The sequence below is a fragment of the Bradyrhizobium sp. SZCCHNRI20481 genome (assembly GCF_032485055.1).
Classification (GTDB): domain Bacteria; phylum Pseudomonadota; class Alphaproteobacteria; order Rhizobiales; family Xanthobacteraceae; genus Bradyrhizobium.
On sequence record NZ_JAUEUE010000002.1, the window covers coordinates 193,206 to 217,777 of the forward strand.

Below are 24,572 nucleotides of genomic sequence, written 5' to 3' on the forward strand. Positions count from 1 at the left end.
GCGAAACTCTCAACCCTCATGGTGAGGAGCCCGCCACTTGGCGGGCGTCTCGAACCATGAGGCCCCAATGCCGAGAACTGACGAACAAAGAGGACCAACGCCGATGCTCCGCCTGCACGGCATCATAGGACGCGCCGACGACAGGGCCTATGCCCGGCAACTGCACGCCCTTGAACATCGCGGCGGCATCGAGCTGTTGTTCGTGCCGCCCGCCGATGCCGGCCGCAAGCGCTTCCGCCTGACGACTGATCGCGGCACCGATTGCGCGGTCAGCCTCGATCGCGACGAGGAGCTGGTCGACGGCGCGCTGCTGTATCTCGAACCCGACCGCGCCATCATAGCCCGCTTCGGTGAGGAGCAGGTCTGGCGCCTGCGCGCGCGCGATCCGGCCTGTGCGCTGAAGCTCGGCTGGCACGCCGGCAACCTGCATTGGCGGGTTCGCTTCGAAGACGATCATCTGATCGTGCTGCTCGATGCCCCGCTCGACACCTATCGCGCCCGCATACAGCCGCTGCTCGATGCCGGCGAGGTCGTGGAGCGCGATCATGTTTGACCGCGGCGAGGCGCTCGTGCTGCTGCAGCTCGGCGACAGCGCTTTTCCTGCCGGCGGCTTTGCGTTCTCCTGGGGCATCGAAGGCCTCGCGGCCGACGGCCTGCTGTCCGGTCGCGCCGACCTCGACGGCGTTATTGCCGATCACCTTGCGCAGCGCTGGGCAAGCATGGATCGCATCCTGCTGCGAAGAGCATGGCATGCGAACGACATCGCCGCGATCGCCGCCGTGGATCGCCTCGCGGAGGCGACCACACCGTCGGCCGAGATGCGCGAGGGATCGCGGCGCGCGGGCAGGGCGCTGCTCGGCGTCTGGGTCAAGCTCGCCGGTCCGTTGTCGGTCGCCTATCGCGCCCAGGTCTCGACCGATGTGCGTCTCGGCCATCTGCCTGTCGTGCAGGCCGTCACCGGCCGCGATGCCGGTCTCGGCCTTGCCGCCGCCGAGCTCGTCTCCGGCTGGACGCTCGTCACCGGTCTCGTCAGCGCCGCCGTGCGGCTGGGCCTGATCGGCCACATCGAATCTCAACGCAGCCTCGCGCGCGCCCGCGCGCTGCTCCCCGATTTGCTGGCTGATACGCCCGACGACGACGCGATGCCGTCGAGCTTCACGCCCTTCATCGACATCGCGGTGTCGCGCGGTCCGCTGCGGCACGTGCGCATGTTCACGACCTGAGAGGTTGCCCATGATGAACCTGTCGCCGACCGAGATGGATCGTCTCGTGATCTTCAACGCCGCGCAGATGGCGCGGCGCAACCGCTTGCTCGGCATCAGGCTCAGCCATCCCGAGGCGGTGGCCTACATCACCGACGAAGTGATGACCGCCGCGCGCCGCAATCTGCCCTATGCAGAGATCCGCGACATGGCAGGGCGGCTGCTCACCACCGACGATGTCGAGCCCGGCGTCGCCCGGATGATCCCGATGCTCTATGTCGAGCTGATGTTCGCCGAGGGCACCAAGGTGATGGCGCTGTTCGAGCCGATCCAGCCGGCCGAAGGTGCTCTGCCGGATGAGATCGTGCCCGGCGAGATCATCGAAGGCTCCGGAGACATCGACATGTTCACCACGCTGCCGGCGGTCACGCTCGACGTCGTCAACACCGGGGATCGCGACATCCAGGTGCGCAGCCACACCCATTTCTTCGAGGTCAATCGCGCGCTGTTGTTCGACCGCGCCGCGGCCTGGGGCATGAAGATCGATCGTCCTGCGGGACTCGGCGTCCGCTTCGAGCCTGGTGTCACCAAATCGGTACGCCTCGTGCCGATCACCGGCGACCGGATCGTGCGGGGCCAGGCCGGGCTCGTCAACGGCCCGCTCGATGCCGCCGGCGCGCGCGAGGCCGCGTTGAAACTCGCGCAGTCGCGCGGCTACCTGGGAGCCTGACGATCATGGCCACGCTGACCCGCCGCGCCTATGCCGAGCTGTACGGCCCGACCAAGGGCGACCTGATCCGGCTCGCCGACACCAGCCTGCTCGCCGAGATCGAGCACGACTACACGAGCTACGGCCATGAGCTTTTGGTCGGGGCCGGCAAGAATTTGCGCGACGGCGAGGCCATCGCCGGCCACCGCACGTCGTCCCACAAGATCCTCGACGTCGTCGTCAAGAACGCGACTATCGTCGACGCCGTCGCCGGCATCGTGAAGGCCGACATCGGCATTCGCGACGGTCGCATCGTCGGCATCGGCAAGGCCGGCAACCCCGACGTGATGCCGGACGTGCATCCGGACATGGTGGTGGGACACACCACCGCGCCGATCGCCGGCGGCCCGTTCATCGTCACGGCGGGCGCGATCGAATCCCACGCGCATCTGATCTCGCCAGAACAATCCGATCATGCCCTGGCCGGCGGCACCACGACCCTGGTCGGCAACGGCTCGGGGCCGGTGTTCGACGTCGGCAGCGGCTCGGGGCCGAACTTCGGCCATTTCCTGAAATCGATCGAGTTCTCGCCGCTGAACTACGCGCTGTTCGGCCGCGGCGGCTCCAACCCCGAAGCGGTCGAGGAGGCGGTCGCGGCCGGCGGCATGTCGGTCAAGATCCACGAGGATTTTGGCGCCGCGCCCGACGTGATCGACAAGAGCCTGATCGCCGCCGACCGCAACGATTTCGCCGTGCATCTGCATACTGACTCGATCAACGAATATGGCTTCTGCGAGGACACGATGGCCGCGGTCGATGGCCGCACCATCCACATGTACCACGTCGAGGGTGCCGGCGGCGGCCATGCGCCGGATCTGCTCAAGGTCGTGTCCTGGCCCAACGTGATCCCGTCCTCGACCAACCCGACCAATCCCTACACCTCCTATGGGATGGAGGAGGGCGTGCCGATGACGATGATCTGTCATCAGCTCAACTACAATGCGCCCGAGGACGTCATGTTCGGCGAGGCGCGGGTGCGGGCGCAGTCGATGGCGGCGGAGGATTTCCTGCACGACATGGGCGCGATCTCGATCTTCGGTACGGACACGCAGGGGATGGGCCGGCTCGCCGAGAACGTCGCCAAATGCTGGCAGCTCGCCAGCGTCATGAAGGACCGCATCGGCCGGCTGCCGGAGGAGGCGACTGATCGCGCCGACAATGAGCGCATCAAGCGCTACATCGCCAAGCTCACGATCAACCCGGCGATCGCCGTTGGCATCGATCACGTCGTCGGCTCGATCGAGGTCGGCAAGATGGCGGATCTCGTGCTGTGGCCGCGCGCCTCGTTCGGCCTCAAGCCCTATATGGTGATCAAGAACGGCTTTCCGGTGTGGGCGACGATGGGCGATGGCAATGGCAGCCTCGGGCTGTCGGAGCCGATGATCCAGAAGCGGATGTGGGGCGCGCTCGGCGCGGCGCCCCAGCGGCTCGGCGTCAACTTCATGTCAAAGCTCGCGGTCGAGGCCGACATTCGCCGCAAGCTCGGGCTTGGACGTGAGACCGTGCAGATCAAGAACGTCCGCCGTTTGCGCAAGACCGACATGATCAGAAACGCGGCGATGCCGCATGTCGAGGTCGATCCGCAGACTTTCGAGGTGCGCGCCGACGGCAAGCTGCTGATGTGCCCGCCGGCCACCACGGTGCCGCTCGCCAGAAGGTTCATGCTGCGATGAGCCGTCTCGCTCTCACGCGCGTCGATCAGCCGATGACCGCGGCGCGCGTCGGTATCGGCGGCCCCGTCGGCTCCGGCAAGACGGCGCTGGTCGAACGCCTGATCCCGGCGCTGCAGGCGCGCGGCATCGACATCGCGGTCATCACCAACGATCTCGTCACCGCCGAGGATGCCGAGCGCGTCCGCCGCTCCGGCCTGATCGATCCTGAAAGAGTCTCGGCGGTCGAGGCCGGCGCCTGTCCGCACACCGTGATCCGCGAGGACCCGACGCTCAACATCGAGGCAGCCGACGAATTGGAGCGGCGCTTTCCCGGCGTCGAGCTGATCCTTTTGGAGAGCGGCGGCGACAACCTCGCCTCGACCTTCTCGCGCGACCTCACCGACTTTTGGATGTTCGTGATCGACGTCGCCGGCGGCGACGACATCCCGCGCAAGCGCGGCCCCGGTGTGATCCGCGCCGATCTGCTCGTCATCAACAAGGTCGATCTCGCCCCGCATGTCGGCGTCGATCTCGCCCGCATGCAGCGCGAGGCAACGGAAGTCCGCGGCGGCCGGCCGGTGCTGCTGACCAACTGCCGGCGCGGCGAGGGCATCGAGGCGATCGTCGACCTGCTCGAGCGCGAGGTGCTGTTCCGCACGTGAGCGCTTCAGCCCCAGAGCCGCCGCGGCTCGATCTCTCCTTCGTTCGCCGCGGCGGCCGTACGGTGATCGATCGCCGGTTGTTCGCCTGGCCGTTCGTGTTGACGCGCAGCTTCCATACCGATGCCGAGCGGCCTGATCTCCTCAGCGTGATCCTGCAGACCGGCAGTGGCGCGGTGCATGGCGAGGACCGGCTGACGCAACGCTTCACGCTTGGCCCGGGTGCGGCGGCCTGCTTGACGACGCAGGGCGCAACGTCAGTGCATCGCGCCGAGCCGGGCGCGCGGGCGGTGGAGCAGGTGCTGCTGCGCGTCGCGGCCGGCGCGTCGCTCGACTACCGACCCGAGCCGCGCATCCTGTTTCCCGGGGCGGCCTTGTGCCAAGTGCTCGACCTGGACTGCGCCGCCGATGCATCGGCGCTCGTGACCGACGCCTTCACGATGCATGACCCGGACGGGCAGGGGCGCTTGTTCCGCGAGCTCGACTCCACGCTCGTCGTGCGCCGGACGGACGAGGAGCCGCTCCTGATCGACCGCATGCAGCTGCGCGATCCCGATGTCGCCGTCTTCAAGGGCCATCGCGCGTTCGGCTCGGCCGTGCTGATGCTGCCCCCGACGCACGATCTCACCGCGCTCCGCCAGCGTCTCGCCGATGCGCTGTCCTGCATCGGCGCCCTCTACGCTGCGGCGAGCCTGCTGCCGGATAGCGCCGGTCTCGGCGTGCGCCTCGCCGGTCGCGAGATGCGCCAGCTGCGCACCGGATTCGACGCGATCGCCGCGATCTATCGCGAGGCGGCGGCTCAGGCCCCGAGCGCGCTGGCGACGGCTCGGCCGACCGCCGCGTGAACCGCGTTGCGCTTGTCGTCGCTGGCCTTGGTCTCCGTGAGATAGCTCGTCACGATCACCGGAGCGCGTCCCGTCGGCCAGATCACCGCAACGTCGTTGCTGCTGCCGCGCTCACCCGCGCCGGTCTTGTCGCCGATGCGCCATTCGCCGGGCAGGCCGGCGCGCAGCTTGGCACCACCCGTCTTGCAGCCGATCAGCCAGCCGTTCAGGACATCGCGCGACGCGGCCGACAACGCGTTGCCGGTCGTCAGCTTCGCCAAGGTCTGCGCCATCGCCGCCGGCGTCGTGGTGTCCCTGGGATCGCCCGGCACGCTTTCATTGAGCTCGGGCTCGATGCGGTCGAGCCGGGTGATGGCGTCGCCGAAGCCGCGGATGGCGCGGGTCAGTCCGGTCGGACCGCCGAGCGACGCCAGCAGCAGGTTCGCCGCCGTGTTGTCGCTGAGCGTCACGGTCGCCTCGCACAATTCACCGACCGACAGGCCCGACGTCCCCACATAGGCCTTGGTCACCGGCGCATAGGACAGGATGTCTCCTTGCGCGATCGGAATGCGGCGCGCGCAGCTGCTCGGCGCCGGCATCGACCTTGGTCAGGATCGCGGCCGCCAGCAGCGCCTTGAAGGTGCTGCACATCGGGAACCGCTCGTCGAGCCGGTGGCCGCTCAGGGCGCCGCTCGCGGTGTCCAGCAGCGCCACGCCGAGCCGCCCGCCGCTGTCGGCCTCGATGCCCGCAATTGTCTCTTGGAGGTCGGCTGCGAGCGCGGGCTTCACCAGCAGGGGCACGAGCGCGAGCGGAAACAATTGCCGCCGTGAGTAACGCATCACGGGAACCGTCCTTGAACTCTACGCCGTCTCGAGATCGAAATCGGCCCATACCGGCACGTGGTCGGACGGCTTCTCCCAGGCGCGGACATAACTGTCGATGCCGACCTCGACCAGCCGGTCGCTGGCCTGCGGCGACAGCAGCAGATGATCGATTCGGATCCCCATGTTCTTCTGCCAGGCGCCGGCCTGATAGTCCCAGAACGTGTATTGCCCGGGCGCATCGGTCACCGCGCGCAGCGCGTCGGTGAGCCCGAGGCCGAGCAGCGCCTGGAAGCTCTCGCGCGTCTGCGGGCGGAACAGCGCGTCCTCGACCCAGGCTTCCGGATTGGAGACGTCGGCCGCCGTGGGGATGACGTTGAAGTCGCCTGCGAGGATCAGCGGCTCCTCGGTCTTCAGCCGTTCACGCGCATAGTCACGAAGCCGCGACATCCATTTGAGCTTGTAGGGATATTTTTCCGTGTTCGGCGGATTGCCGTTGGGCAGATAGAGGCAGGCGATGCGCACCACGCCGTGCTTCAGGCTGACTACGCCTTCCAGGAAGCGCGCATGCACATCCTCGGCATCTCCATCGAGCCCGGACTTGGTCTCGTCGAACGGCAGCTTCGACAACAGCGCCACGCCGTTGAAGGTCTTCTGGCCGTGCGTCACCACGTTGTAGCCGAGCGCCTCGATCTCCAGCCTGGGGAATGCGTCATCGGTGCACTTGATCTCCTGCAGGCAGACGATGTCCGGCGCGCACTCCTTCAGCCAGGTGAGGAGGTGATCGATCCGCTGCCGGACCGAATTGACGTTCCAGGTGGCGATGCGCATGGCCTGAGGTTCCCGGGGGAAGGAGAAACGGCCCCGGTTAGATCAAGCCGCGACCACCCCGGTCAAGGCGAATGGCGTGGAATCACAGGCTGAACGAGCGCCGCTAGCCGACGACGCGCGCAACTCCTGTGGACCACCGGCCGCAGGGCTGGCGCCTGCGGTGCCGATCCATTTGACGGCGAGGCGGGGTGGGCGGTAAAATTCAGGTTCGATCGTCACGTGGCCGCGCTCCGGTCATCCTGGAGCCGCCACAACGGGGGGCATCGACCCCGGACCGATCGGCGGTTGAGCCTCACGACTGTGCCGGACCCGCAGTCTTCAATGTGACGATGTTTGGCTCACTAAGTCGTCCCGGCGAACCGCATCAGACTTCCGTCGACTGGTGGGGTGGGCAAAAGGCGCGCAGCGCCGTGCCCACCGCGCCACGCGGTCAAATGCTCCATCCCTCCGCCGGATACGCCGGCGCATCGCCCGGCAAGATCTCCGCACCCAAGCCGTTGCGGAAGCGGCTGGCGTAGAACGCGAGCGGCAGGCCGTCCCTGTGCCGGCACCAGCGGACCTCGCCGATGAACAGCGTGTGGTCAGCGATCTCGACCGTGCTGACGACCTCGCAGCCGAACTGCGCGATGGCCTGCGGCAGCAGGAAGAACCCGTCGCGCGCGTCAAGCGCTGGTGCTCTTTGGGCCAGCGGGGTGCCGGCGAAATGCCGGCAGATCGCGACGGCGTCGGCCGCGAGCACATTGACCGCATAGCGGCGCGTCTCGCTCACCGCCTGCCACGTCCGGCCGCGCTTCAGCGACACCAGCACCGTCGGAGGCTGCATCGAGACCGTGGTGAAGCTGTTGGCGGTCATGCCGACCGCCGCGCCGTCGTCACCGCTGCTGGTCACCACGGTCACACCGGTCGAGAACCGCGACGCGGCCGCGCGAAAACTGGCCGGGTCCGGCTGATGGCTCATCGGCTTCTCTCCGCCATCACGCTGCAAGCTTTGCTCGGTCATCGATCCAGGCATGAATCCGCCGCTCGCTCGCCAGCCGGTCCCACTGCCGCTCAGGATAGTTGAAATTGTCGGTGAACTCGTCGCAGAGCCCGCGATCCTGCGCCATGGTGAAGATCAGCCGGCCCATCGCCTCCGACGGCGGCTGCAGCATCAGGTTGGTCCAGCGCGCGGCGGCGAGCACGCGGTTCTCTCGCGCGCGATCGACCGTCTCGACGAAGCGGTCGTCGAACGCCACCGCCTCGGTGATCGCCTTGCCAAGCTCGAACGCGGCATAGGAGGCCATGTTGGCACCCTGGCCCATCATCGGATCGACCACGGAATGCACGTCGCCGAGCGCGATCGCGATCTTGCCGTCGTCGAAGCTGACCGAGGAGCGCCGCACGGTCGGCACCACGGCGCCCTGCAAGAGGTCCAGCGGCTGCAGATCGAAGCGGTGCGTGTCGATCCGGTTGTAGGTGTGCGGATGGTGCTTCTCGAGCTTGTCGAGCAGCATCCGCCGGAAGCCCGATGGATCGGCGTCGTAGTTGAGCGACACCAGCTCGGCCATGTCGCCGCCGGGAATGTTCTCCATCAGCAGCGCCGTCTTCATGCCGCCGAAGGTGAGCGTCGGGATCACGATCATCTCGCCATGCCCCGGCGAGACCGATGGCGTCACGCCGCGCGGATCGTCGCGGTCGGGGCTGCCGTGGTCGACGCCGTCATACAGGCCGACGCAGAGCAGGCGCTGCGGCTGGTTGTAGGGCGACAGCTCCGGCCGGTGGCTGAACATCCGCCCCAGCGCGCCCTTGCCGGTCGACACCACCAGCAGGTCGAAGCGCGCCACCAGCGCCGGAATGTCGTCGTCCTGAATGCTGGCATATTCGATCGCGCCGCCGCGATTCTCGAAATCCTTCATCAGCGCCGGCAAATAGATCCGATAGTCGACGGCCCGGCTCGGCTGCTTGAACGCGCCGCGGAAGAGCAGGGGGCTGCCCGGAAAATTGAAGAAGTGATCGTGGTGGTGATAGACGACATCAGGATCGTCCCAATGATTCACGCCGAGCTCGTTCTCGCGTGCGACCGTGACGCCGTGGTGCGCTACCGTGTTCATCAGCCGCGTTGCAGCATACTGCTCGGGCTCGCGGTCGGTCAGGACCGTCACCCGGACGCCATGCTTTTGCAGATAGAGCGCGAGATGCAGCCCGCCGATGCCGGCTCCGACAATGCCAATCGACTTCTCCATGGTCTCCCTCCGTTTGATTTTTTGAGAGGCTAGACCAGGCCGCCTCCTGACGTATACGGAATGAGGAGAATAAAACTCATTCCGGGGAGGAATGGATGGACCGGATCGACGCGCTGCAGACCTTCATCCGCGTCATGGAGGCCGGCAGCTTCACCCAGGCCGCGGCCGATCTCGGCTTGGGACAACCGGCGATCACCAAGCGCATCGCGCTCTTGGAGGAGCAGTTCGGCTGTCGCCTGTTCGTCCGCACCACGCGCAAGCTGCGCCCGACCACCGAGGCCGATCGCGTCCTCAAGCTCGCCAAGGACATCGTCACCTTGTTCGAGAGCGCCGGCGTGCCGTCGCCGCGCCGTGTCGGCGCGCCCTCCGGGACCTTGCGGATGACGGTGCCGACCTCGTTCGGCCGCTTCTTCTTCGCCGACATCTTCGCCGAGTACGGCCGACGCTATCCCGAGGTGCGGCTCGACATCCGCTTCACCGAGCAGTTCGTCGATCTCGTCGAGACCGGCACCGAGCTCGCCATCCGCATTGGCGTGCTCAGCTCGAGCTCGCTGGTCGCGCGGCGCGTCGGCACCGTGAAGCGGCTGCTGGTCGCGGCGCCCACGCTGCTCGCCCGGCACTGTCAGCTGCGGCTGCCGAACGATCTGCGCGAGCTCCCCTGCGTGACCTATTCGCGGTTGTCGCCAAAGAACGAATGGAGCTTCGAGTCCGAGACCGGCCGCCACGTCGTCGGCATCATGCCATCGCTCACGTGCGACGACGCCGACATCATGACCTTGGCCGCGCTCGAAGGTCTCGGCGCAGCCGTGCTGCCGGACTGGTGCGCTGTCGGTCCCATTGCATCAGGCAAGCTCATCCATCTGCTGCCCGACTACGACGTGCCGTCGCTGCCGCTCCACGTCATCTATCCCGACCCGCAATGGATGTCGCATAGGGCGCGTCTGTTTCGCGACCTGATCATCGAGCGCGCCGACGTGTTCGCGATCAACGCGCCGCAATGAGAGAATCGTAGGGTGGGCAAAGGCGCACAGCGACGCGCCAGCGTCGCGAGCACCGTGCCCACCGTTCCACAACATGATCGCGATGGTGGGCACGCGCCGCCTTCGGCGCCGCTTTGCCCACCCTACGTTTGCGCCGTCATTGCGAGCGAAGCGAAGTAATCCATAGTTCCTGGGTCGCCCTGGGTTGCTTCGCTTCGCTCGCAATGACGATCATGCTATGGCTCTGTCTCAAGTGATCACTACGAATTGCGACGCGAGGAAACGACAATGCGACTGGCCGTGATTTCCGATGTGCATGGCAATCTTCCGGCACTGGAGGCCGTGCTCGCCGACATCGCGACCCGCAGCGTCGATGCCACCGTCAATCTCGGCGACTGCGTCACCAGCCCGCTATGGCCGCAGGAAACCTTCGAGCTGCTGCAGTCGCTGGCGCTGCCGACGGTGCGCGGCAATCATGACCGCTGGATCGAGGAATGGCCGGAGGAGAAGCTGTCGCCGGCCGGCCGCTTCGCGCGTGCGGCGCTCACGCCTGAGCAGCGACGCCAGTTGCATGCCTTGCCGGCGCGGATCGCGTTGGAGCAGGGCATTCTTGCCGTCCACGGCACGCCGGATGACGACAGCACCTGCCTCCTCGAAGAGATGCTCGACGACGGCCGCTACGTCTCGGCGCGTCGCGACGTGCTGGCCGCGCGTCTCGTCAATCTCGGCGGCGCCACGCTGGTGCTGTGTGGCCACAGCCATCGGCAGGCGATGGTGCAGGTGCCGCGCGGGCCTCTGGTGGTCAATCCCGGCAGCGTCGGCTGCCCCGTATTCGGCGACATCCCCGTCGCTGCCCAGCTCGAATATCGCTCGCCGCACGCGCGCTATGCCGTTCTGACGGAGCGGCGCGGACATTGGCAGGCGGAGTTGTTCGCGCTCACCTACGACTGGGATCGCGCCGCGGCGCGCGCCATGGAGAACGGGTTTCCGCGTTGGGCCAGCGCCTACGCATCCGGCGCGGTGATCTGAGCGATTGGTCAGAGCGCGGCGCGACATTGCGCCGTCGCGGGTGCCCGTCGAGGCTGGGCAAGAATCCGAATTAGGGGGGTGAGAGGGCTCGGCGCGGTGCAATTTCGAGCCATGACTGCATCATGGTCCAGAATCGGATCAGGGCAAGCGAAACCGCCTCCCATGCGCCCCTCGCTTCGCCGGAAGTGGCATGTAGAGCTGCAAGAGCCCATTCGGCGATGCGGGCGAGGAAGTCGTCGAAGCCGAGAATGTTGAGGGCGCGGGTGAGATTGTAGCAGAGCGCCATGAGGCTCCATTCCCCGCGAACCTTGTCGAAGCCGCGGACAAGGAAGTGCTGATAGCCGGCGCGGCACTTGAGCGTGCCGAACGGGTGCTCGACGATGGCCGAGCGGCGGCGCATCAATTGGCCGGCCTGTTCGCTCGCCATCCTCTGGCGGTGACGATCCAGCACCTCTTCGTGCTCCCATCGAGAGACGCGGCGGCTTTTTTCCTTCGCAGAGAGACAAGACGCCTTGAGGGGGCAGATGCCGCAAGTCGCCACGGAGGCCAGGTAGCGGCGTTCCATCCTGCCGCTCGTATTCTTCCAGAGCTTCTTTGTTGGATGCAGCGCTTGGTCTGCGGGACACTGGTAGGTGTCGGTCGCGGAATTGTAGGTGAAGTCACCTCGCGTGAAGCGACCGTGCTTCTTGCCATTGCCGTGATGCAGCGGGACATAGGCGGTGACGCCGTCATCCTCGCAAGCCTTGATATCCTCGCTGTTGTAATAGCCAACATCTGCCAGTATCTGCAGCGCCTCGACCTGGAGGCCCTCCTTGGCCGCCTTCGCCATCATATGAAGGTGTCCTGTATCGCTGCGATTGACGACCTCGCTGGCGATGATCAGCTTATGCTTGTCGTCGACGACGCTCTGGACATTGTAGCCTGCGATCGTCTGGTCGCCCTTGCTCAGCAGTCGCGCATCGGAATCGGTCTTCGACACCTGTCCCTTGTCGCCCTTGTCCAGGTTCTCCAGATCGGACTGTGCGCGTTCACGCCTGGCCATCAGCTCCTTGATCTTGTCCCCGACATCGCCGCCATCCTTGTTGCCATCCTTGCCGTCGTCGGGCTGCTTGGCTTCCGCCGCGTCGTTGGTGTCGAGAGACTTGCCGTACGCCTCAATCTCCTCATCGAGCTTGGCGATCTGTTTGGCGAGCTTCCCGCGCGTGAAGATGCTGTCCTTGCTGGCATTGCCGTGGAACAGCGCGCCGTCGACCGCGACCAGGGTCCCGCCGATCAACCCGATCTCCTGCAGCAACAGGACGAAGCTACGGTTCGCCGCCTTCAAGGCAGCCCAGTTCTCCTTGCGGAAGTTCGCAATCGTCCGATAGCCGGGCTTCAGGTTCCTCAACAACCAGATCAGCTCCAGATTGCGGCCGGCTTCACGCTCGAGCCGGCGCGACGATCTGACCTGGTTCAGATAACCATAGAGATAAAGCTTCAGCAGGTCCGCCGGATCGTACGGCGGCTGCCCGACACCCGATCCCCTCCGCTTGGCGTGGCGGAAGCCAAGCTTGGCCAGATCGAGAGCGTTGACGTAGCTGTCAATCGCACGAACCGGATTGTCCGGCCCGACATAATCCTCAATCCGAGGCGGAAGCAGGCTCTCTTGATCGCGGCTCTCGCCGCTCTTGAACGGCCGATTCGTCATGCCCCCAAATCTTACCGTGAACACTGAGTTCTTGCCCAGCCTCGTCGGGCAAATCAGTGGCGCGGCCTTGTGTATTTTCCGAGCGTCAGCCGGTGCGGCCGGCGTCGAATCCGTCTGCGCGCAGAAAGGATTTTCGTCAGTCGCTTCAAGCTGATTTGCCCTGTCCAGTCCCGCGTCGAAAAATTTCGTTGTTTCTTTTTATCAGAAATCGTGCTTCATTAGGTCGTCCCGCCCCGGCACGAGGGGCGTATCGCGATCGTCACGACACGCGGGGTGGGATGCGACGGGCGCTGTGGACTGCAGCATGGCTGATGCCATGCGGACGAACAGTCCTGGCGCACGCCGAAATCGCATGGTCCTGGTCTCCCGATGCTGAGGCCAAGCCGGTGGGGACGATGATCCGCCGGCCACGGGGGCAATCAAGCCGGTCCCCGGGGAGAGTGCGTATAAGGCGTAGAGCCGTCGCGCAGGGAATGCCGGTTGACCGGCTGGACCTGTGGTGACTGCCGCCTGCTTTTTTTCTGCAGGCGGGCCATGGGTTGCGGCCAGCACCCGGCATTCCCTGCGCCCTCGACCTCAACGAGGGTGAAATCGACGATCATGACTCGGGCATATCGTGCCGCGAGAACGACGAGTTGCATCCAGCCCTGTCAGCGCGCGCGTTCGGAACTTCCGTAATTCTACGGGCGGGACAATTAACGCGGCTGAAGCAGCCGGTCAGGCATGGCAAGGGATCACAAGGAAGGTTCTGCGCGCTCATGAATTGGCCTGGGGATCCCACGCGCTCGAAGCGAACGGCCGGTGGCAGCCCGCTGGGTGCCTTCTTCCTTTGGATCGGCGGCTTCGGCGCCATCGAAGGTCTCGACGATGAAGCGCTGACCGAGCGCGATCGCCGGCGCATCCGGGCGCGGCAGGTCGATGCCGTCGCGCGCCTCGTCCCCGTGACCATCGGCATCAATTTCGCCAACGCGGCGATCATTCTCGGCGTGTTCTGGAACACCGTCTCCAATCTCTTCCTCATCGCGTGGGGCGCCGCGATCGCCGTGGCCGGCGGCATGGCGCTGCGCGGCTGGTGGCGCGCGCGCAAGTCGCGGCCGCAGGAGGCGTCCGAACGCGCCATCTCCCGGATGACGCTGCAGGCGTTTTTCTTGGCGACCATCTGGGGATCGCTGCCGCTGATCGTGATGCCGCAGGTCGATCCGCATCTGCAGATCATCGTGGGCTCGCTGATGACCGGGATGATCTCCGGTGGCGCGTTCGCGATGTCGAGCGTGCCGCGGGCCGGCCTCACCTACACCTGGACCCTGATGCTCGCCTCGGTGGGCTCGCTGCTTCTGTGCGGCGGCGCGACCTATCTCGTGCTCGTCGTGTTCCTGCTGCTCTACACCTCGTTCATGGTGCGTCACCTGGTGTCGCACGGCAACGTGTTCCTGGAGAACCTGAAGGCGCAGATCCGGCATGAGCGCCAGAACGAGACGATCTCGCTGCTGCTGAAGGAATTCCAGGAGAACGCCGCGAGCTGGCTGTGGCAGACCGATGCCGAGGGCCGTCTGATCGACGCGCCGCAGCGCTTCGCCGACGTGGCGCAGCTTCCGCTCGATCAGCTCAAGGGCGAGCGGCTGATCGATACGCTGAAATATCTCTGCCCCACGGATACGGCGACGCTTTCGACTCTCGCCGACCGCATGGCAAAGCGGCTATCGATCCCGGAGATCCTGATCCATGTCGTGGTCGCGGGCGGCGAGCGCCGCCGCTGGGCGCTGACGGCGCGGCCGGCGCGCGACCATGACGGCAAGTTCGCGGGCTATCGCGGCTTCGGCCGCGACGTCACCGAGCGCTGGCGGGCCGAGCAGGCGGAGGCCGAGAGCCGTGCCAAGTCCGACTTCCTGGCGATGATGAGCCACGAGATCCGCACGCCCATGAACGGCGTGCTCGGCCTCGCCTCGACCCTGCTGGAGACAAAGCTCGACGATGAGCAGCGCCACGCGGTCATGACGATCCGCGAGTCCGGCGACAATCTGCAGCGCATCCTCAACGACATCCTCGATCTGTCCAAGCTCAACGCCGGTAAGCTCGAATTCGAGACGGTCGACTTTTCGCCGGCAGCCCTGGTCGAGGCGGTCACCGCCATCATGGGGGTCAATGCGAAATCGAAGAGCCTGCTGGTCAACGCGGACATCGATCCGAAGCTGCCGCCGGCTCTGAAGGGCGACGTGGCGCGCATTCGCCAGGTCCTGATCAATCTTGCATCGAACGCGGTGAAGTTCACCGAGCGCGGCGGCATCACCATCGCCGTGGCCTGCCGCACGCGCGACGACCACAAGGCGACGATCGAATGGCGGGTCTCCGACACCGGCATGGGCATTCCCGCCGATCGGGTCGGCAAGCTGTTCACGGATTTCGCCCAGGCCGATGCCTCGATCAACCGTCGCTTCGGCGGCACCGGGCTCGGGCTTGCGATCTCCCGGCGGATCATCGAGCAGATGGGCGGGGTCATCGCGGTGTCGTCGGTACAGGGCGAAGGCTCGACCTTCCGCTTCAGCCTGACCTTGCCGTGGAGCGACAAGCAGGTGTCGGATCAGCGCGCCGACCGTGTCGACGCCGGCGACCTCAAGGCGCGGATCGGGGCGCTCGGCCGTCCCTTGCGGGTCCTGATCGCCGAGGACGACGCCACCAACCGCATGGTGGTGTCGAAGATGCTGCAGGAGTTCGCGGTCGAGAAATGCATCGTTCCGGATGGCTTGCAGGCGGTGAAGGCGGCCGACGAACAGGAGTTCGATCTGGTGCTGATGGATGTCCGCATGCCGGAGATGGACGGCATCACCGCGACCCGGACCATCCGGGCGAGGGGCGGGCGGCTCGCCGAGCTCCCGATCATCGCGCTCACGGCCAACGCCTTCCCGGACGACATCAAGCAGTGCCGCGAGGCCGGCATGACCGACTTTCTGGCCAAGCCGTTGCGCAAGCCGGCCATGGTGGCGGCGATGCTGAAGGCAATCGGAACGCCCGCACCGAGCCTTGAAGGGCCAACGCTTGCGCCGTCCGACAGCCCTGCCGTTACCGCGGAGGTCTGACCGATACGACGGAGGCTAGACCGAGAAGCTGGTGCCGCAGCCGCAGGAGGCGGTGGCGTTGGGATTATTGACCCGGAACGAGGCGCCCATCAGGTCGTCGACGAAATCGACCTCCGAGCCGGCGAGGAACGGCACCGAGGCCGGATCGACCAGCACCACCGCGCGATCGCGCTCGATGACGAGATCGTCGTCCGCCTTGGCGCGGTCGATGTCGAACTTGTACTGGAAGCCGGAGCAGCCACCGCCTTCGACCGAGATGCGCAGCATCGCGCCGGCGCTCTCCTTGCCGAGGATCTCTCCGATGCGGCGGGCGGCGCGTTCGCTGATGGTGACGGGGCCGGTCGAGGCATCAGTCATGGCAATGGGTCTCCGGGAGGCGCGTCATGCCCTATTCATTTGGTGCCGGGCACTCCCCATAGTTAAGTGGGCTCCACTGAGGAATCAAACCGCAAAAGGAACAATCGCCCGTGTCGGTCGGAATGGCTGCCCCCCGCGCTCCCTATTCCTGCGATCCCGATCGCAGCCGGGGCCGCCTGTTCGCCGAGCCGCCGTCCCGCACCCGCAGCCCCTTTCGCCGCGATTGCGACCGCGTGATCCATTCGACCGCCTTCCGACGGCTCAAGCACAAGACCCAGGTGTTCGTCTTCCACGAAGGCGACCACTACCGCACCCGTCTGACCCATTCTTTGGAAGTCGCCCAGATCGCCCGCGCGCTCGCCCGCCAGTTCGGCCTCGACGAGGACCTGACGGAGACGCTGGCCTTGGCGCATGATCTCGGCCATCCGCCGTTCGGCCATGCCGGCGAGCGCGCCCTGAACCGCTGCATGGCGGACCATGGCGGCTTCGACCACAATGCCCAGACATTGCGCATCGTCACGTCGTTCGAGCAGCGCTACCCGGATTTCGACGGTCTCAACCTGACCTGGGAATCGCTCGAGGGCATCGTCAAGCACAACGGGCCGTTGCAGGCGCCGATCCCGCCGGGAATTACCGAGTTCAACGCCCGGTTCGACCTGGAGCTGTGGAGCTATGCCTCGCTCGAGGCCCAGGTCGCGGCGCTGGCGGACGACATCGCCTATGATGCCCACGACATCGACGACGGGCTGCGCGCCGGCCTGTTCACGGTCGACGACCTCAAGGAGATTCCGCTGCTCGCGGCGATGATCGCCGAGATCGACCGCCAATATCCGGCGCTCGATCCGATCCGGCGCGGCGCCGAGCTGGTGCGCGAGCTGATCTCTTACCTGATCGCAGCCGTGGCGGCCGAGACCGAGCGCCGGATCGCGCGGGCGCAGCCGATGTCGCCTCACGACATCAGGCGGCACAGCGGGCCGCTGGTGGCATTTCCGGCCGATGTGGCCGAGCACGAGGCGACCATCAAGGGGTTTCTCTGGCAGCGGATGTACCGTCATGAGCGGGTGATGCGGGTGATGCGCGATGCCGAGCGCATCGTCGCCGACCTGTACGGCCGCTACCATGAGGACGGTTCGACGCTGCCCGCGGGCTGGCTGGACGGTTGCGAGGGCGAGGGCGATCGGGCTCGCCGCATCGGCCACTTTATCGCCGGAATGACGGACCGTTTTGCCTTAACGGAGCACCACCGGCTTTTTGACTCGACTCCGGATTTGCGTTAGGCGGCGGCATGGTCGAACAAGCTTCCACCCCTTACCTTTTTGCCGACATGCTCGCGCGTGTCCACGCCATCTGCGCCGCGCTCGCCAAGGATGGCGGCTGGCCCGAGGGCATCGATTTTTCGCGCGTGGTGGTCGAGCCGCCGCGCGATCCGAGTCACGGCGACATGGCCACCAATGCGGCGATGGTGCTCGCCAAGGAGGCGAAGGCCAAGCCGCGCGATCTCGCCGAGCAGATCGCCGAACGTCTGCGGGCCGATGCTCTCGTGGCGAAGGTCGATGTCGCGGGTCCGGGTTTCATCAATCTCACTTTGCAGCCGACGGTTTGGACGAAGGCGCTGGCGACGATCCTGCGCGAAGGCGCCGAATACGGCCGCGTTGCGCCGGTGCCGGGCGCGCCGAAGGTCAACGTCGAATACGTCTCGGCCAATCCGACCGGGCCGATGCATGTCGGCCATTGCCGTGGCGCCGTGTTCGGCGACGCGCTGTGCAGCCTGTTGCAGTTCGCCGGCCGCGACGTCACCCGCGAGTACTACATCAACGATGCCGGCGCGCAGGTCGACGTGCTCGCAAGCTCCGCTTTCCTCCGTTATCGCGAGGCGCTCGGCGAGGACATCGGCACGATTCCGGAAGGGCTCTATCCTGGCGACTACCTCAAGCCGGTCGGGCAGGCGCTTGCGGCCGAGCACGGAGATAAGCTCAAGACTATGCCCAAGGACGAGTGGCTGCCTATCGTCCGGCAAGCAGCCCTAGAAGAGATGCTCATTCAAATCATCGATGATTTGGAGCAGCTCAATATAAACTTCGACGTTTTCTTTTCAGAAAAGGCTTTGCTTGAGGGGGCTGTAACGTTTGCTGCGCCGGATAAGCGGCCTACCTTTTACTTTGCGGCCAAGTCTTACGCTTCAGGTCCGAAAGGAAATCGAGGCATTCGAGCCTACCTGTCTCGGAAAAAGCTCAAAGAATCCGGTCCACTGTCGGTGGAAGGAAAGGCTGTAACCTTCGAGCAGCAGTCTGTTCCGGGAGCTTTGGGGCAACCTGACTACATTGGTCAGACCCTCCGGGAGCTCACGGATCGAGGATTGATCTATCAGGGCCGCCTGCCACCGCCGAAAGGCGCGCCTCCTGAGGATTGGGAGGACCGTGAACAGACACTGTTTCGCTCGACTGAATTTGGTGATGATGTCGACCGACCGCTTGCCAAGTCGGACGGCTCCTACACTTATTTCGCCTCTGACATCGCTAATCACCGAAACAAGTATGAGCGTGGTTTCACTGACCTGATCGACGTATTCGGCGCTGATCACGGCGGCTACATCAAGCGCATGCAGGCGGCGGTGAAGGCCGTCACGGCTGCGCAGGCAGTGCTCGACGTCAAGGTCGTGCAGCTCGTCAAGCTGTTGCGCAATGGCGAGCCGGTGAAGATGTCGAAGCGCTCCGGCGACTTCGTCACCTTGCGGGAAGTTGTTGATGAAGTGGGGCGCGATGCGGTCCGTTTCATGATGCTCTACCGCAAGAACGACGCCGTGCTCGATTTCGACCTTGCCAAGGTGATCGAGCAGTCGCGCGACAATCCCGTGTTCTACGTCCAGTACGGCCACGCGCGAGGGCATTCGATCTTCCGCAATGCCCGGGAAGGCCTGCCCGAATTGCCGGAGGCGGAGGGCGCGCGACTCGCGTTCCTGGCGCAGGCGAATCTCGAAAAACTATCCGACCCGGCTGAACACGACCTCTTGAAACGGCTGGCGCTGTACCCACGTACGGTTGAGAGCGCGGCCGTAGCGCATGAGCCGCACCGGATCGCCTTCTACCTATATGAACTTGCAAGCGAATTTCACGCCCTCTGGACGCGGGGGCGGGATTTGCCCTATTTACGCTTCATTATCGATGATGATGCAGAATTGACCAAGGCACGTTTGGCCATGGTTCAGGGCGTCGTCTCGGTTCTGGCGTCGGGACTTGCGATCTTGGGCGTTAATGCTCCTGATGCAATGCGCTGATTGGGGGAAACACACGACTTCAGTTGGGGGCCTCAATCTGGCAGGGTCCGCCTTAGGACGCATATGCGGCTCACCCGCAGGGACGCTTCATCACGATGGCTGATCGTTACCAGGACAGACCCTTTCCCGCTGATGGTTTTGGCCGTGGTGGAAACCAGCAGGCCGATGCCGATCCGCTCGCCGAACTCGCTCGCCTGATCGGGCAGAACGATCCTTTTGCCGCGTCGGGCCGGGCAACTCCTCAACCTCAGTCGCGTCCGATGGTGCGCCCCGCCGCGCCCGCGCCAGAACAGCCGGTTCCCGGCATGCCTCCTGCCGGCGCTCCGGCCTGGATGCAACGTGCCCAGCCTGCCGCCGCCAATCCCTTCGCCGACATCGGCCGCGAGCCGCCGCAGCCGGCGCCGGCACCGCCGGCCTTTCCGGCGGGCTATCAGGATCCGCGCGGCCAGCCGGGCTTCCCGGACCAGGATTTCGCGCCCGCGCCCCGGCAGCAGCAGGGTTATCCGAACGCGGAGTTCGCCGACCAGCTGTCCAAGCTCGACTACAGCGTCGGGGAGTCGCGCCACGGGTTCGCCGAGAACGACCGCGACTACAACCGCGACAACGGCTTCGATGACAACGAGCCGGACTCCTCGCGCTATGACGATGCGCTGTTCGGGCAGATGGGCTCGGGACAGCAGGGGTTTCAGGGCGACAACGATTTCCAGGACGGCCAATACGGCTATCAGGACGGCTACGACGAGGGCGAGGAAGAGGAGCGGCCGCGGCGGCGCAGCGGCATGAGCACCGTGCTCGCGGTGTTGACCCTTGCGGTGGTCGGCACCGGCGGCGCCTATGGCTACAAGACCTACATCTCGTCCGGCCGCACTGGCGAGCCGCCGATCATTCGCGCCGACAACAGTCCGACCAAGATCATGGCCCAGCAGGATCCGACGCCGAAGGTGCCGGATCGCCTGCTCGGCAATGATGGCGGCGAGAAGCTGGTGTCCCGCGAGGAGACGCCGATGGATCTGAACGCCCGCGGCGGCAATCCGCGCGTGGTGTTCCCGCAAATGAACCAGAATGCGGCTCCGCCGCCGGTCAGCGCCGGTGCGGCCCCGATGTCGCAAATGGCCAACGCCAATGGCATTTTGCCCAACAGTGATCCGCGTCCGATCAAGACGCTGTCCGTGACGGGGGGCAATCAGGCCGCAGCGGCCGATCCGCCGATGCCGGCGACGCCTGCAACCAAGCCGGCGGCGACGCCGAAGGGCCGCAAATCGCCGGCCAACGCCAACGCGTCGGCCGCCAATGACAGCCCGATGCCGCTGACACCGCAGGCCGCCGCACCGGCGCGCATCGCCGCGGCCGTGCCGGTCACCGAGCAGACCCAGAATGATCGCACCGGCGGCTATCTGGTCTCGATCTCGTCGCAGGCCAGCGAGGCGGAGGCGATGTCGTCCTACAAGGCGGTGCAGGACAAATACGGCGCCGTGCTGGGCAAATATGAGCCGATCATCAGGCGGATGGATCTGGGTGAGAAGGGCGGTGTCAGGTACCGCGCAGCCGTCGGGCCCTTCGCGACGAAGGAAGAGGCCAACAAGATGTGCGGATCGTTGAAAACCGCCGGCGGACAGTGTTTCCCGTTTAGCAACAATTAAGGCCTGCTTGACCGCCCCCGAGGCGGGGTCTATGCGGCCCGCATGACCATGCGGGCTTTCATTACCGGCATCTCCGGGCCTGATCTCACCGACGCCGAGCGCGCGTTCATCCGCGAGTTCAGCCCCTGGGGTTTCATCCTGTTCAAACGCAACGTCCAGTCACCCACCCAAGTGACTGCACTGGTTGAGGAATTAAGGGCCTGCGTCGGCCGCGCCGACGCTCCAGTCCTGATCGACCAAGAGGGGGGCCGGGTGCAGCGGCTGGGGCCGCCGCATTGGCCGGCCTATCCCGCCGGCGTGGTGTTCGACCGTCTCTACGATCTTGATTCGGCCGCAGGCCTCCGTGCCGCTTGGCTCAGCGCCCGCCTGATCGCCGACGACCTGCTCAAGCTCGGCATCACCGTGGATTGCCTGCCGCTCGCCGACGTCCCCGTCGCCGGCGCTGATGCCGTGATCGGGGATCGGGCTTATGGCACGACGCCAGAAAAGGTGGCGGCGATCGCCCGGGCGGTGACGGAGGGGCTGGAGCAGGGCGGCGTGCTGCCGGTGCTGAAGCACATTCCGGGGCATGGCCGGGCCGCCGCCGACACCCATTTCCGGCTGCCGACCGTGGACACGCCAGAAGCGGAACTCGACGCAACCGATTTCGCCGCCTTCCGGCCGCTGGCCGACCTCCCGATGGCGATGACTGCACATGTTGTGTTTAGCGCGATCGACGCCGCCCATCCGGCCACGACTTCTGCGACAATGATCGAACGGGTGATTCGCAAACGGATCGGGTTCCAGGGTTTGTTGATGAGTGATGACGTTTCCATGAACGCATTGGCCGGATCGATCGCCGAGCGCACGCGTGCGATCGTGGCGGCCGGCTGCGACATGGTTCTTCACTGCAACGGCCGACTGGACGAGATGCAGGCGGTCGCGGCCGAGACGCCGGAGCTGGCCGGCCAGGCTCTGGTTCGCGCCGATCGCGCGCTTGCGGCGCGCAAGGCACCTACAGGCTTCGATCGTGACGCCGCGCGCGGCGAGCTCGACGCCTTGATCAACCGGCTGGGATCCGCGAGCGCATGACCGCTGAAATTCTGTCGTTTGAAACCGGCCGGCCCACCACGGAGCTGGCCGAGGCCGAACCGGCGTTGGTCGTCGACGTCGAGGGCTACGAGGGCCCGCTCGATCTGCTGCTCGCGCTGGCGCGGCAGCAGAAGGTCGACCTCGCCAAGATCTCGATCCTTGCGTTGGCCGACCAGTATCTCCAGTTCATCGAGGCCGCGCGCAAGATCCGGCTCGAGCTCGCCGCCGACTACCTCGTGATGGCGGCGTGGCTGGCATTCCTGAAGTCGCGTCTCCTGTTGCCCGAGCCGCCAGCGCAGGAAGGGCCGAGCGCCGAGGAGATGGCGACCGCGCTCGCCAACCGGCTGCGCCGCCTGGAGGCGATCCGCGAGGCCGCCAATCGTCTGATGAATCGTCCGCAGTTCCAGCGCGACGTGTTTCCCCGCGGCAATCCGGAAGAGATCGCGGAAGTCCGCCGCCCGAAGTTCACAGCCACCCTGTTCGACCTGCTGTCGGCCTACGCCATTCAACGGCAGGCACGTGTCGTGACATCCGTTCATATGGCCAAGCGCACCGTCTGGTCGCTCGCTGAGGCGCGCGCGTCGCTCGAACGGCTCGTCGGTATGACCGAGGTGTCGGACGACTGGGGATGTCTCGACGACTATCTCCTGAGCTACGTCGCCGAGCCGGCCCAAAAGGCTACCGTCTTCGCATCGAGCTTTGCGGCCGTGCTGGAGCTGGTCCGCGAAGGGCAGCTCGAGCTGAACCAGAAGCAGGCGTTCGCGCCGCTGTATTTTCGTAAGCGTCCACCGATCCAGCCCGGCGCCATGGCTGCGCCGGACTTGACGGTTGAGTAACGAAGAAGGAGACCCTGCCATGGCAAGCTTGGCGGAACTGCGCATGGAAGAGCCCGACGAGATCGCGGCGAGCGAGCCCGAGGTGCGCCCCGAAGAGTTGCGCATCCTCGAGGCACTCTTGTTCGCCTCGGCCGAGCCGCTCGAGCAGGCCACGCTTGCCAAGCGTATGCCTGAAGGTGTCGATATCAAGGCTGCGTTGGCGCAACTGCAGGCGGAATACGCCAATCGCGGCGTCAACCTCGTGCGCGTCGCCAACAAGTGGACCTTCCGTACCGCCGGTGATCTCGCCTGGCTGATGACGCGCGAGAGCACCGAAACGCGCAAGCTGTCACGCGCGGCGATCGAAGTTCTGGCCATCGTTGCCTATCACCAGCCGGTGACGCGTGCCGAGATCGAAGAGATCCGCGGCGTCGTCACCTCCAAGGGAACGTTGGACGTTCTGTTGGAGACCGGCTGGATCAAGCCACGCGGGCGCCGCAAGACCCCTGGCCGTCCGCTGACCTTCGGCACCACCGATGCGTTCCTGGCCCAGTTCAGCCTGGAGACCCTGGGCGATCTGCCAGGCCTGGAAGAGCTGAAGGGCACGGGCCTGCTGGATTCCCGCCTGCCGACCGGCTTCACCGTCCCGACGCCATCGGACGATCCGACGCTCCGGGAGGACGAGGAGCCGCTGGATCCGGGCGATCTCGATCTGGCGCTTGCGCCGGCGGTCGAGGCCGAACCTGGCGAAGCCGAAGCTGCGGAAGACGAAACGGCCGAGATGGAAACGGTCGCAGCCGACACGGCTGCGGCCGAGGTCGCCGAAGGCCAGATTGCGACCGCCGAGGCCGCTGTTCGGGACGACACCTCGTCGCAGGTCGCTATTGGCGATCTGGAACTGCCGGGCGCCGATGCGGAAACCGAGATCACCGAGGTGGACTTGGCCGTCGAGGAGATCGAGGTCGGGCCGGACGACGGGGCCGTTATCGAGCTCGTCGAGCTGTCTGCCGACGCTGACGCTCAGGTAGACGACGAGGCAGAGGCAGAGGCAGAGGTCGACGCGGCGGATGAGGAGATCGACGCGGCCGATGACGCGCACGACCGCGATACCGACGACAACGGCTCGCCGCACTAAAACTAGCGGCCGGGGCTGTTAACACTCGCGTTATTGCGTAGGTCCGGCCGCGATTTGTCGGACCTTAAGTGCTTGTTTTTGGAGGCATTGGCGCCTACCTTCCGGCCAGATCGGGCTGTCCGCGCGCTATTTTGGCCAGTGACAGGCCGCGTTCGTGTTGCTGTTTCGCAATCGAATGCTAGAAGCGAAGTGTCGCGGTCAAGTCCATGGATATGGCGCGGTTTCGGCGGTAGCGTCGACGGGCAGTCGGGTGAAGGCTTCGCCGGTGTTTGGAGGGTTGCAGGATGGGTTCGCTTAGCATTTGGCACTGGATCGTCGTGATCGCGGTCGTCCTGCTGTTGTTCGGGCGCGGCAAGATTTCCGATCTGATGGGCGACGTCGCGCAGGGCATCAAGGCCTTCAAGAAGGGCATGCAGGACGACGACAAGGCGCCGGAGAAGACCGAGCCAGTCAAGTCGATCGACCACGGCGCGACACCTTCGGCCACCCGCACGGATGTCGGCAGCAAAGCCGTTTGATCTGCGCGTGA

The 24,572-nt window shown here is 65.8% G+C and carries 21 protein-coding genes and 1 pseudogene; 16 read left to right on the forward strand and 6 right to left on the reverse strand.

The genetic code is table 11. The annotated features are described in order from the left end of the window. Positions 1 to 103 precede the first annotated feature (103 nt). The 6 genes from ureE to QX132_RS03430 are packed head-to-tail and all read left to right on the forward strand — an operon-like array spanning position 104 to position 5,127. Positions 104 to 553 (forward strand): urease accessory protein UreE, encoded by a 450-nt coding sequence (gene ureE / locus QX132_RS03405; protein ID WP_316160086.1) that lies wholly within the window; start codon positions 104 to 106, stop codon positions 551 to 553. Continuing rightward, the gene (locus QX132_RS03410) at positions 546 to 1,223 is read left to right on the forward strand and encodes an urease accessory protein UreF (RefSeq protein WP_316160088.1); all 678 of its coding nucleotides are present in this window, start codon (positions 546 to 548) and stop codon (positions 1,221 to 1,223) included. The genes ureE and QX132_RS03410 overlap by 8 nt, the downstream gene beginning before the upstream one ends. A gap of 10 nt (positions 1,224 to 1,233) precedes the next feature. Beyond that, positions 1,234 to 1,932: an urease subunit beta gene (gene ureB, locus QX132_RS03415; RefSeq protein ID WP_316160090.1), complete on the forward strand. Its 699-nt coding sequence runs from the start codon at positions 1,234 to 1,236 to the stop codon at positions 1,930 to 1,932. A gap of 5 nt (positions 1,933 to 1,937) precedes the next feature. Then, positions 1,938 to 3,644 (forward strand): urease subunit alpha, encoded by a 1,707-nt coding sequence (gene ureC, locus QX132_RS03420; RefSeq protein WP_316160091.1) that lies wholly within the window; start codon positions 1,938 to 1,940, stop codon positions 3,642 to 3,644. Further along, positions 3,641 to 4,285 (forward strand): urease accessory protein UreG, encoded by a 645-nt coding sequence (gene ureG, locus QX132_RS03425; protein WP_315738162.1) that lies wholly within the window; start codon positions 3,641 to 3,643, stop codon positions 4,283 to 4,285. The genes ureC and ureG overlap by 4 nt, the downstream gene beginning before the upstream one ends. Then, a complete protein-coding gene (locus QX132_RS03430; protein WP_316160093.1) occupies positions 4,282 to 5,127 on the forward strand; it encodes an urease accessory protein UreD in 846 nt (281 codons plus the stop codon). The genes ureG and QX132_RS03430 overlap by 4 nt, the downstream gene beginning before the upstream one ends. Here the strand turns inward: QX132_RS03430 and bla are convergent. The 4 genes and pseudogenes from bla to styA form a co-directional block, all read right to left on the reverse strand. Next, a pseudogene (bla, locus tag QX132_RS03435) lies at positions 5,082 to 5,946 on the reverse strand (class A beta-lactamase). The gene QX132_RS03430 and the pseudogene bla overlap by 46 nt on opposite strands. 21 nt (positions 5,947 to 5,967) lie before the next feature. Then, complete coding sequence (gene xth / locus QX132_RS03440; RefSeq protein ID WP_315738159.1) at positions 5,968 to 6,759, reverse strand: exodeoxyribonuclease III; 792 nt, start codon at positions 6,757 to 6,759, stop codon at positions 5,968 to 5,970. A gap of 430 nt (positions 6,760 to 7,189) precedes the next feature. Further along, positions 7,190 to 7,717: a flavin reductase family protein gene (locus tag QX132_RS03445; protein ID WP_315810922.1), complete on the reverse strand. Its 528-nt coding sequence runs from the start codon at positions 7,715 to 7,717 to the stop codon at positions 7,190 to 7,192. 16 nt (positions 7,718 to 7,733) lie between these two features. Next, positions 7,734 to 8,981, reverse strand: coding sequence for a styrene monooxygenase subunit StyA (gene styA / locus QX132_RS03450; protein ID WP_316160096.1), 1,248 nt, complete (start codon positions 8,979 to 8,981; stop codon positions 7,734 to 7,736). Between the two features lie 95 nt (positions 8,982 to 9,076). On the opposite strand from styA, the gene QX132_RS03455 reads away from it, so the two are divergent. Together QX132_RS03455 and QX132_RS03460 are read left to right on the forward strand one after the other, a co-directional pair. Next, positions 9,077 to 9,982 carry a LysR family transcriptional regulator gene (locus QX132_RS03455; RefSeq protein ID WP_316160098.1) on the forward strand — a complete coding sequence of 302 codons (906 nt, stop codon included), beginning with the start codon at positions 9,077 to 9,079 and terminating at the stop codon, positions 9,980 to 9,982. A gap of 267 nt (positions 9,983 to 10,249) precedes the next feature. Next, a complete protein-coding gene (locus tag QX132_RS03460) occupies positions 10,250 to 10,990 on the forward strand; it encodes a metallophosphoesterase family protein (RefSeq protein WP_315774968.1) in 741 nt (246 codons plus the stop codon). A 70-nt stretch (positions 10,991 to 11,060) separates the two neighbouring features. Here the strand turns inward: QX132_RS03460 and QX132_RS03465 are convergent, their stop codons facing one another. Beyond that, complete coding sequence (locus QX132_RS03465; RefSeq protein WP_316160100.1) at positions 11,061 to 12,677, reverse strand: IS1182 family transposase; 1,617 nt, start codon at positions 12,675 to 12,677, stop codon at positions 11,061 to 11,063. 758 nt (positions 12,678 to 13,435) lie between these two features. On the opposite strand from QX132_RS03465, the gene QX132_RS03470 reads away from it, so the two are divergent. Then, a complete protein-coding gene (locus QX132_RS03470) occupies positions 13,436 to 15,751 on the forward strand; it encodes an ATP-binding protein (protein ID WP_316160102.1) in 2,316 nt (771 codons plus the stop codon). A 15-nt stretch (positions 15,752 to 15,766) separates the two neighbouring features. Here the strand turns inward: QX132_RS03470 and erpA are convergent, their stop codons facing one another. Continuing rightward, positions 15,767 to 16,108, reverse strand: a complete 342-nt coding sequence (erpA, locus tag QX132_RS03475) for an iron-sulfur cluster insertion protein ErpA (protein WP_315711699.1) — start codon at positions 16,106 to 16,108, stop codon at positions 15,767 to 15,769. Between the two features lie 110 nt (positions 16,109 to 16,218). Between erpA and QX132_RS03480 the strand changes: the two genes are divergently transcribed. The 7 genes from QX132_RS03480 to QX132_RS03510 all read left to right on the forward strand — a co-directional run bounded on the left by QX132_RS03480 (position 16,219) and on the right by QX132_RS03510 (position 24,561). Continuing rightward, positions 16,219 to 17,385, forward strand: a complete 1,167-nt coding sequence (locus tag QX132_RS03480) for a deoxyguanosinetriphosphate triphosphohydrolase (protein WP_315738153.1) — start codon at positions 16,219 to 16,221, stop codon at positions 17,383 to 17,385. An 8-nt stretch (positions 17,386 to 17,393) separates the two neighbouring features. Further along, positions 17,394 to 19,382 carry an arginine--tRNA ligase gene (locus QX132_RS03485; protein WP_316160105.1) on the forward strand — a complete coding sequence of 663 codons (1,989 nt, stop codon included), beginning with the start codon at positions 17,394 to 17,396 and terminating at the stop codon, positions 19,380 to 19,382. Between the two features lie 95 nt (positions 19,383 to 19,477). Further along, positions 19,478 to 21,022, forward strand: coding sequence for an SPOR domain-containing protein (locus tag QX132_RS03490; protein WP_315774964.1), 1,545 nt, complete (start codon positions 19,478 to 19,480; stop codon positions 21,020 to 21,022). A 42-nt stretch (positions 21,023 to 21,064) separates the two neighbouring features. Next, on the forward strand, positions 21,065 to 22,093 hold the full coding sequence (gene nagZ / locus QX132_RS03495) for a beta-N-acetylhexosaminidase (protein ID WP_315774963.1): 1,029 nt from the start codon (positions 21,065 to 21,067) through the stop codon (positions 22,091 to 22,093). Then, positions 22,090 to 22,929 carry a ScpA family protein gene (locus QX132_RS03500; RefSeq protein ID WP_315738149.1) on the forward strand — a complete coding sequence of 280 codons (840 nt, stop codon included), beginning with the start codon at positions 22,090 to 22,092 and terminating at the stop codon, positions 22,927 to 22,929. The genes nagZ and QX132_RS03500 overlap by 4 nt, the downstream gene beginning before the upstream one ends. A gap of 19 nt (positions 22,930 to 22,948) precedes the next feature. Continuing rightward, positions 22,949 to 24,043 carry an SMC-Scp complex subunit ScpB gene (gene scpB, locus QX132_RS03505; RefSeq protein WP_315774961.1) on the forward strand — a complete coding sequence of 365 codons (1,095 nt, stop codon included), beginning with the start codon at positions 22,949 to 22,951 and terminating at the stop codon, positions 24,041 to 24,043. Between the two features lie 284 nt (positions 24,044 to 24,327). Further along, entirely contained in the window at positions 24,328 to 24,561 is a 234-nt protein-coding gene (locus QX132_RS03510) for a twin-arginine translocase TatA/TatE family subunit (RefSeq protein ID WP_006614346.1), read from the forward strand. Positions 24,562 to 24,572 lie beyond the last annotated feature (11 nt).

What these genes read in the sequence shown, in the direction of transcription:
- erpA (WP_315711699.1), bottom strand. Translation starts at nt 16,108, where the DNA reads ATGACTGATGCCTCGACCGGCCCCGTCACCATCAGCGAACGCGCCGCC.
- QX132_RS03465 (WP_316160100.1), bottom strand. Translation starts at nt 12,677, where the DNA reads ATGACGAATCGGCCGTTCAAGAGCGGCGAGAGCCGCGATCAAGAGAGC.
- QX132_RS03470 (WP_316160102.1), top strand. Translation starts at nt 13,436, where the DNA reads ATGAATTGGCCTGGGGATCCCACGCGCTCGAAGCGAACGGCCGGTGGC.
- styA (WP_316160096.1), bottom strand. Translation starts at nt 8,981, where the DNA reads ATGGAGAAGTCGATTGGCATTGTCGGAGCCGGCATCGGCGGGCTGCAT.
- QX132_RS03485 (WP_316160105.1), top strand. Translation starts at nt 17,394, where the DNA reads ATGGTCGAACAAGCTTCCACCCCTTACCTTTTTGCCGACATGCTCGCG.
- QX132_RS03500 (WP_315738149.1), top strand. Translation starts at nt 22,090, where the DNA reads ATGACCGCTGAAATTCTGTCGTTTGAAACCGGCCGGCCCACCACGGAG.
- xth (WP_315738159.1), bottom strand. Translation starts at nt 6,759, where the DNA reads ATGCGCATCGCCACCTGGAACGTCAATTCGGTCCGGCAGCGGATCGAT.
- QX132_RS03410 (WP_316160088.1), top strand. Translation starts at nt 546, where the DNA reads ATGTTTGACCGCGGCGAGGCGCTCGTGCTGCTGCAGCTCGGCGACAGC.
- scpB (WP_315774961.1), top strand. Translation starts at nt 22,949, where the DNA reads ATGGCAAGCTTGGCGGAACTGCGCATGGAAGAGCCCGACGAGATCGCG.
- QX132_RS03490 (WP_315774964.1), top strand. Translation starts at nt 19,478, where the DNA reads ATGGCTGATCGTTACCAGGACAGACCCTTTCCCGCTGATGGTTTTGGC.
- QX132_RS03510 (WP_006614346.1), top strand. Translation starts at nt 24,328, where the DNA reads ATGGGTTCGCTTAGCATTTGGCACTGGATCGTCGTGATCGCGGTCGTC.
- ureE (WP_316160086.1), top strand. Translation starts at nt 104, where the DNA reads ATGCTCCGCCTGCACGGCATCATAGGACGCGCCGACGACAGGGCCTAT.
- ureC (WP_316160091.1), top strand. Translation starts at nt 1,938, where the DNA reads ATGGCCACGCTGACCCGCCGCGCCTATGCCGAGCTGTACGGCCCGACC.
- ureB (WP_316160090.1), top strand. Translation starts at nt 1,234, where the DNA reads ATGATGAACCTGTCGCCGACCGAGATGGATCGTCTCGTGATCTTCAAC.
- QX132_RS03445 (WP_315810922.1), bottom strand. Translation starts at nt 7,717, where the DNA reads ATGAGCCATCAGCCGGACCCGGCCAGTTTTCGCGCGGCCGCGTCGCGG.
- nagZ (WP_315774963.1), top strand. Translation starts at nt 21,065, where the DNA reads ATGACCATGCGGGCTTTCATTACCGGCATCTCCGGGCCTGATCTCACC.
- QX132_RS03460 (WP_315774968.1), top strand. Translation starts at nt 10,250, where the DNA reads ATGCGACTGGCCGTGATTTCCGATGTGCATGGCAATCTTCCGGCACTG.
- ureG (WP_315738162.1), top strand. Translation starts at nt 3,641, where the DNA reads ATGAGCCGTCTCGCTCTCACGCGCGTCGATCAGCCGATGACCGCGGCG.
- QX132_RS03455 (WP_316160098.1), top strand. Translation starts at nt 9,077, where the DNA reads ATGGACCGGATCGACGCGCTGCAGACCTTCATCCGCGTCATGGAGGCC.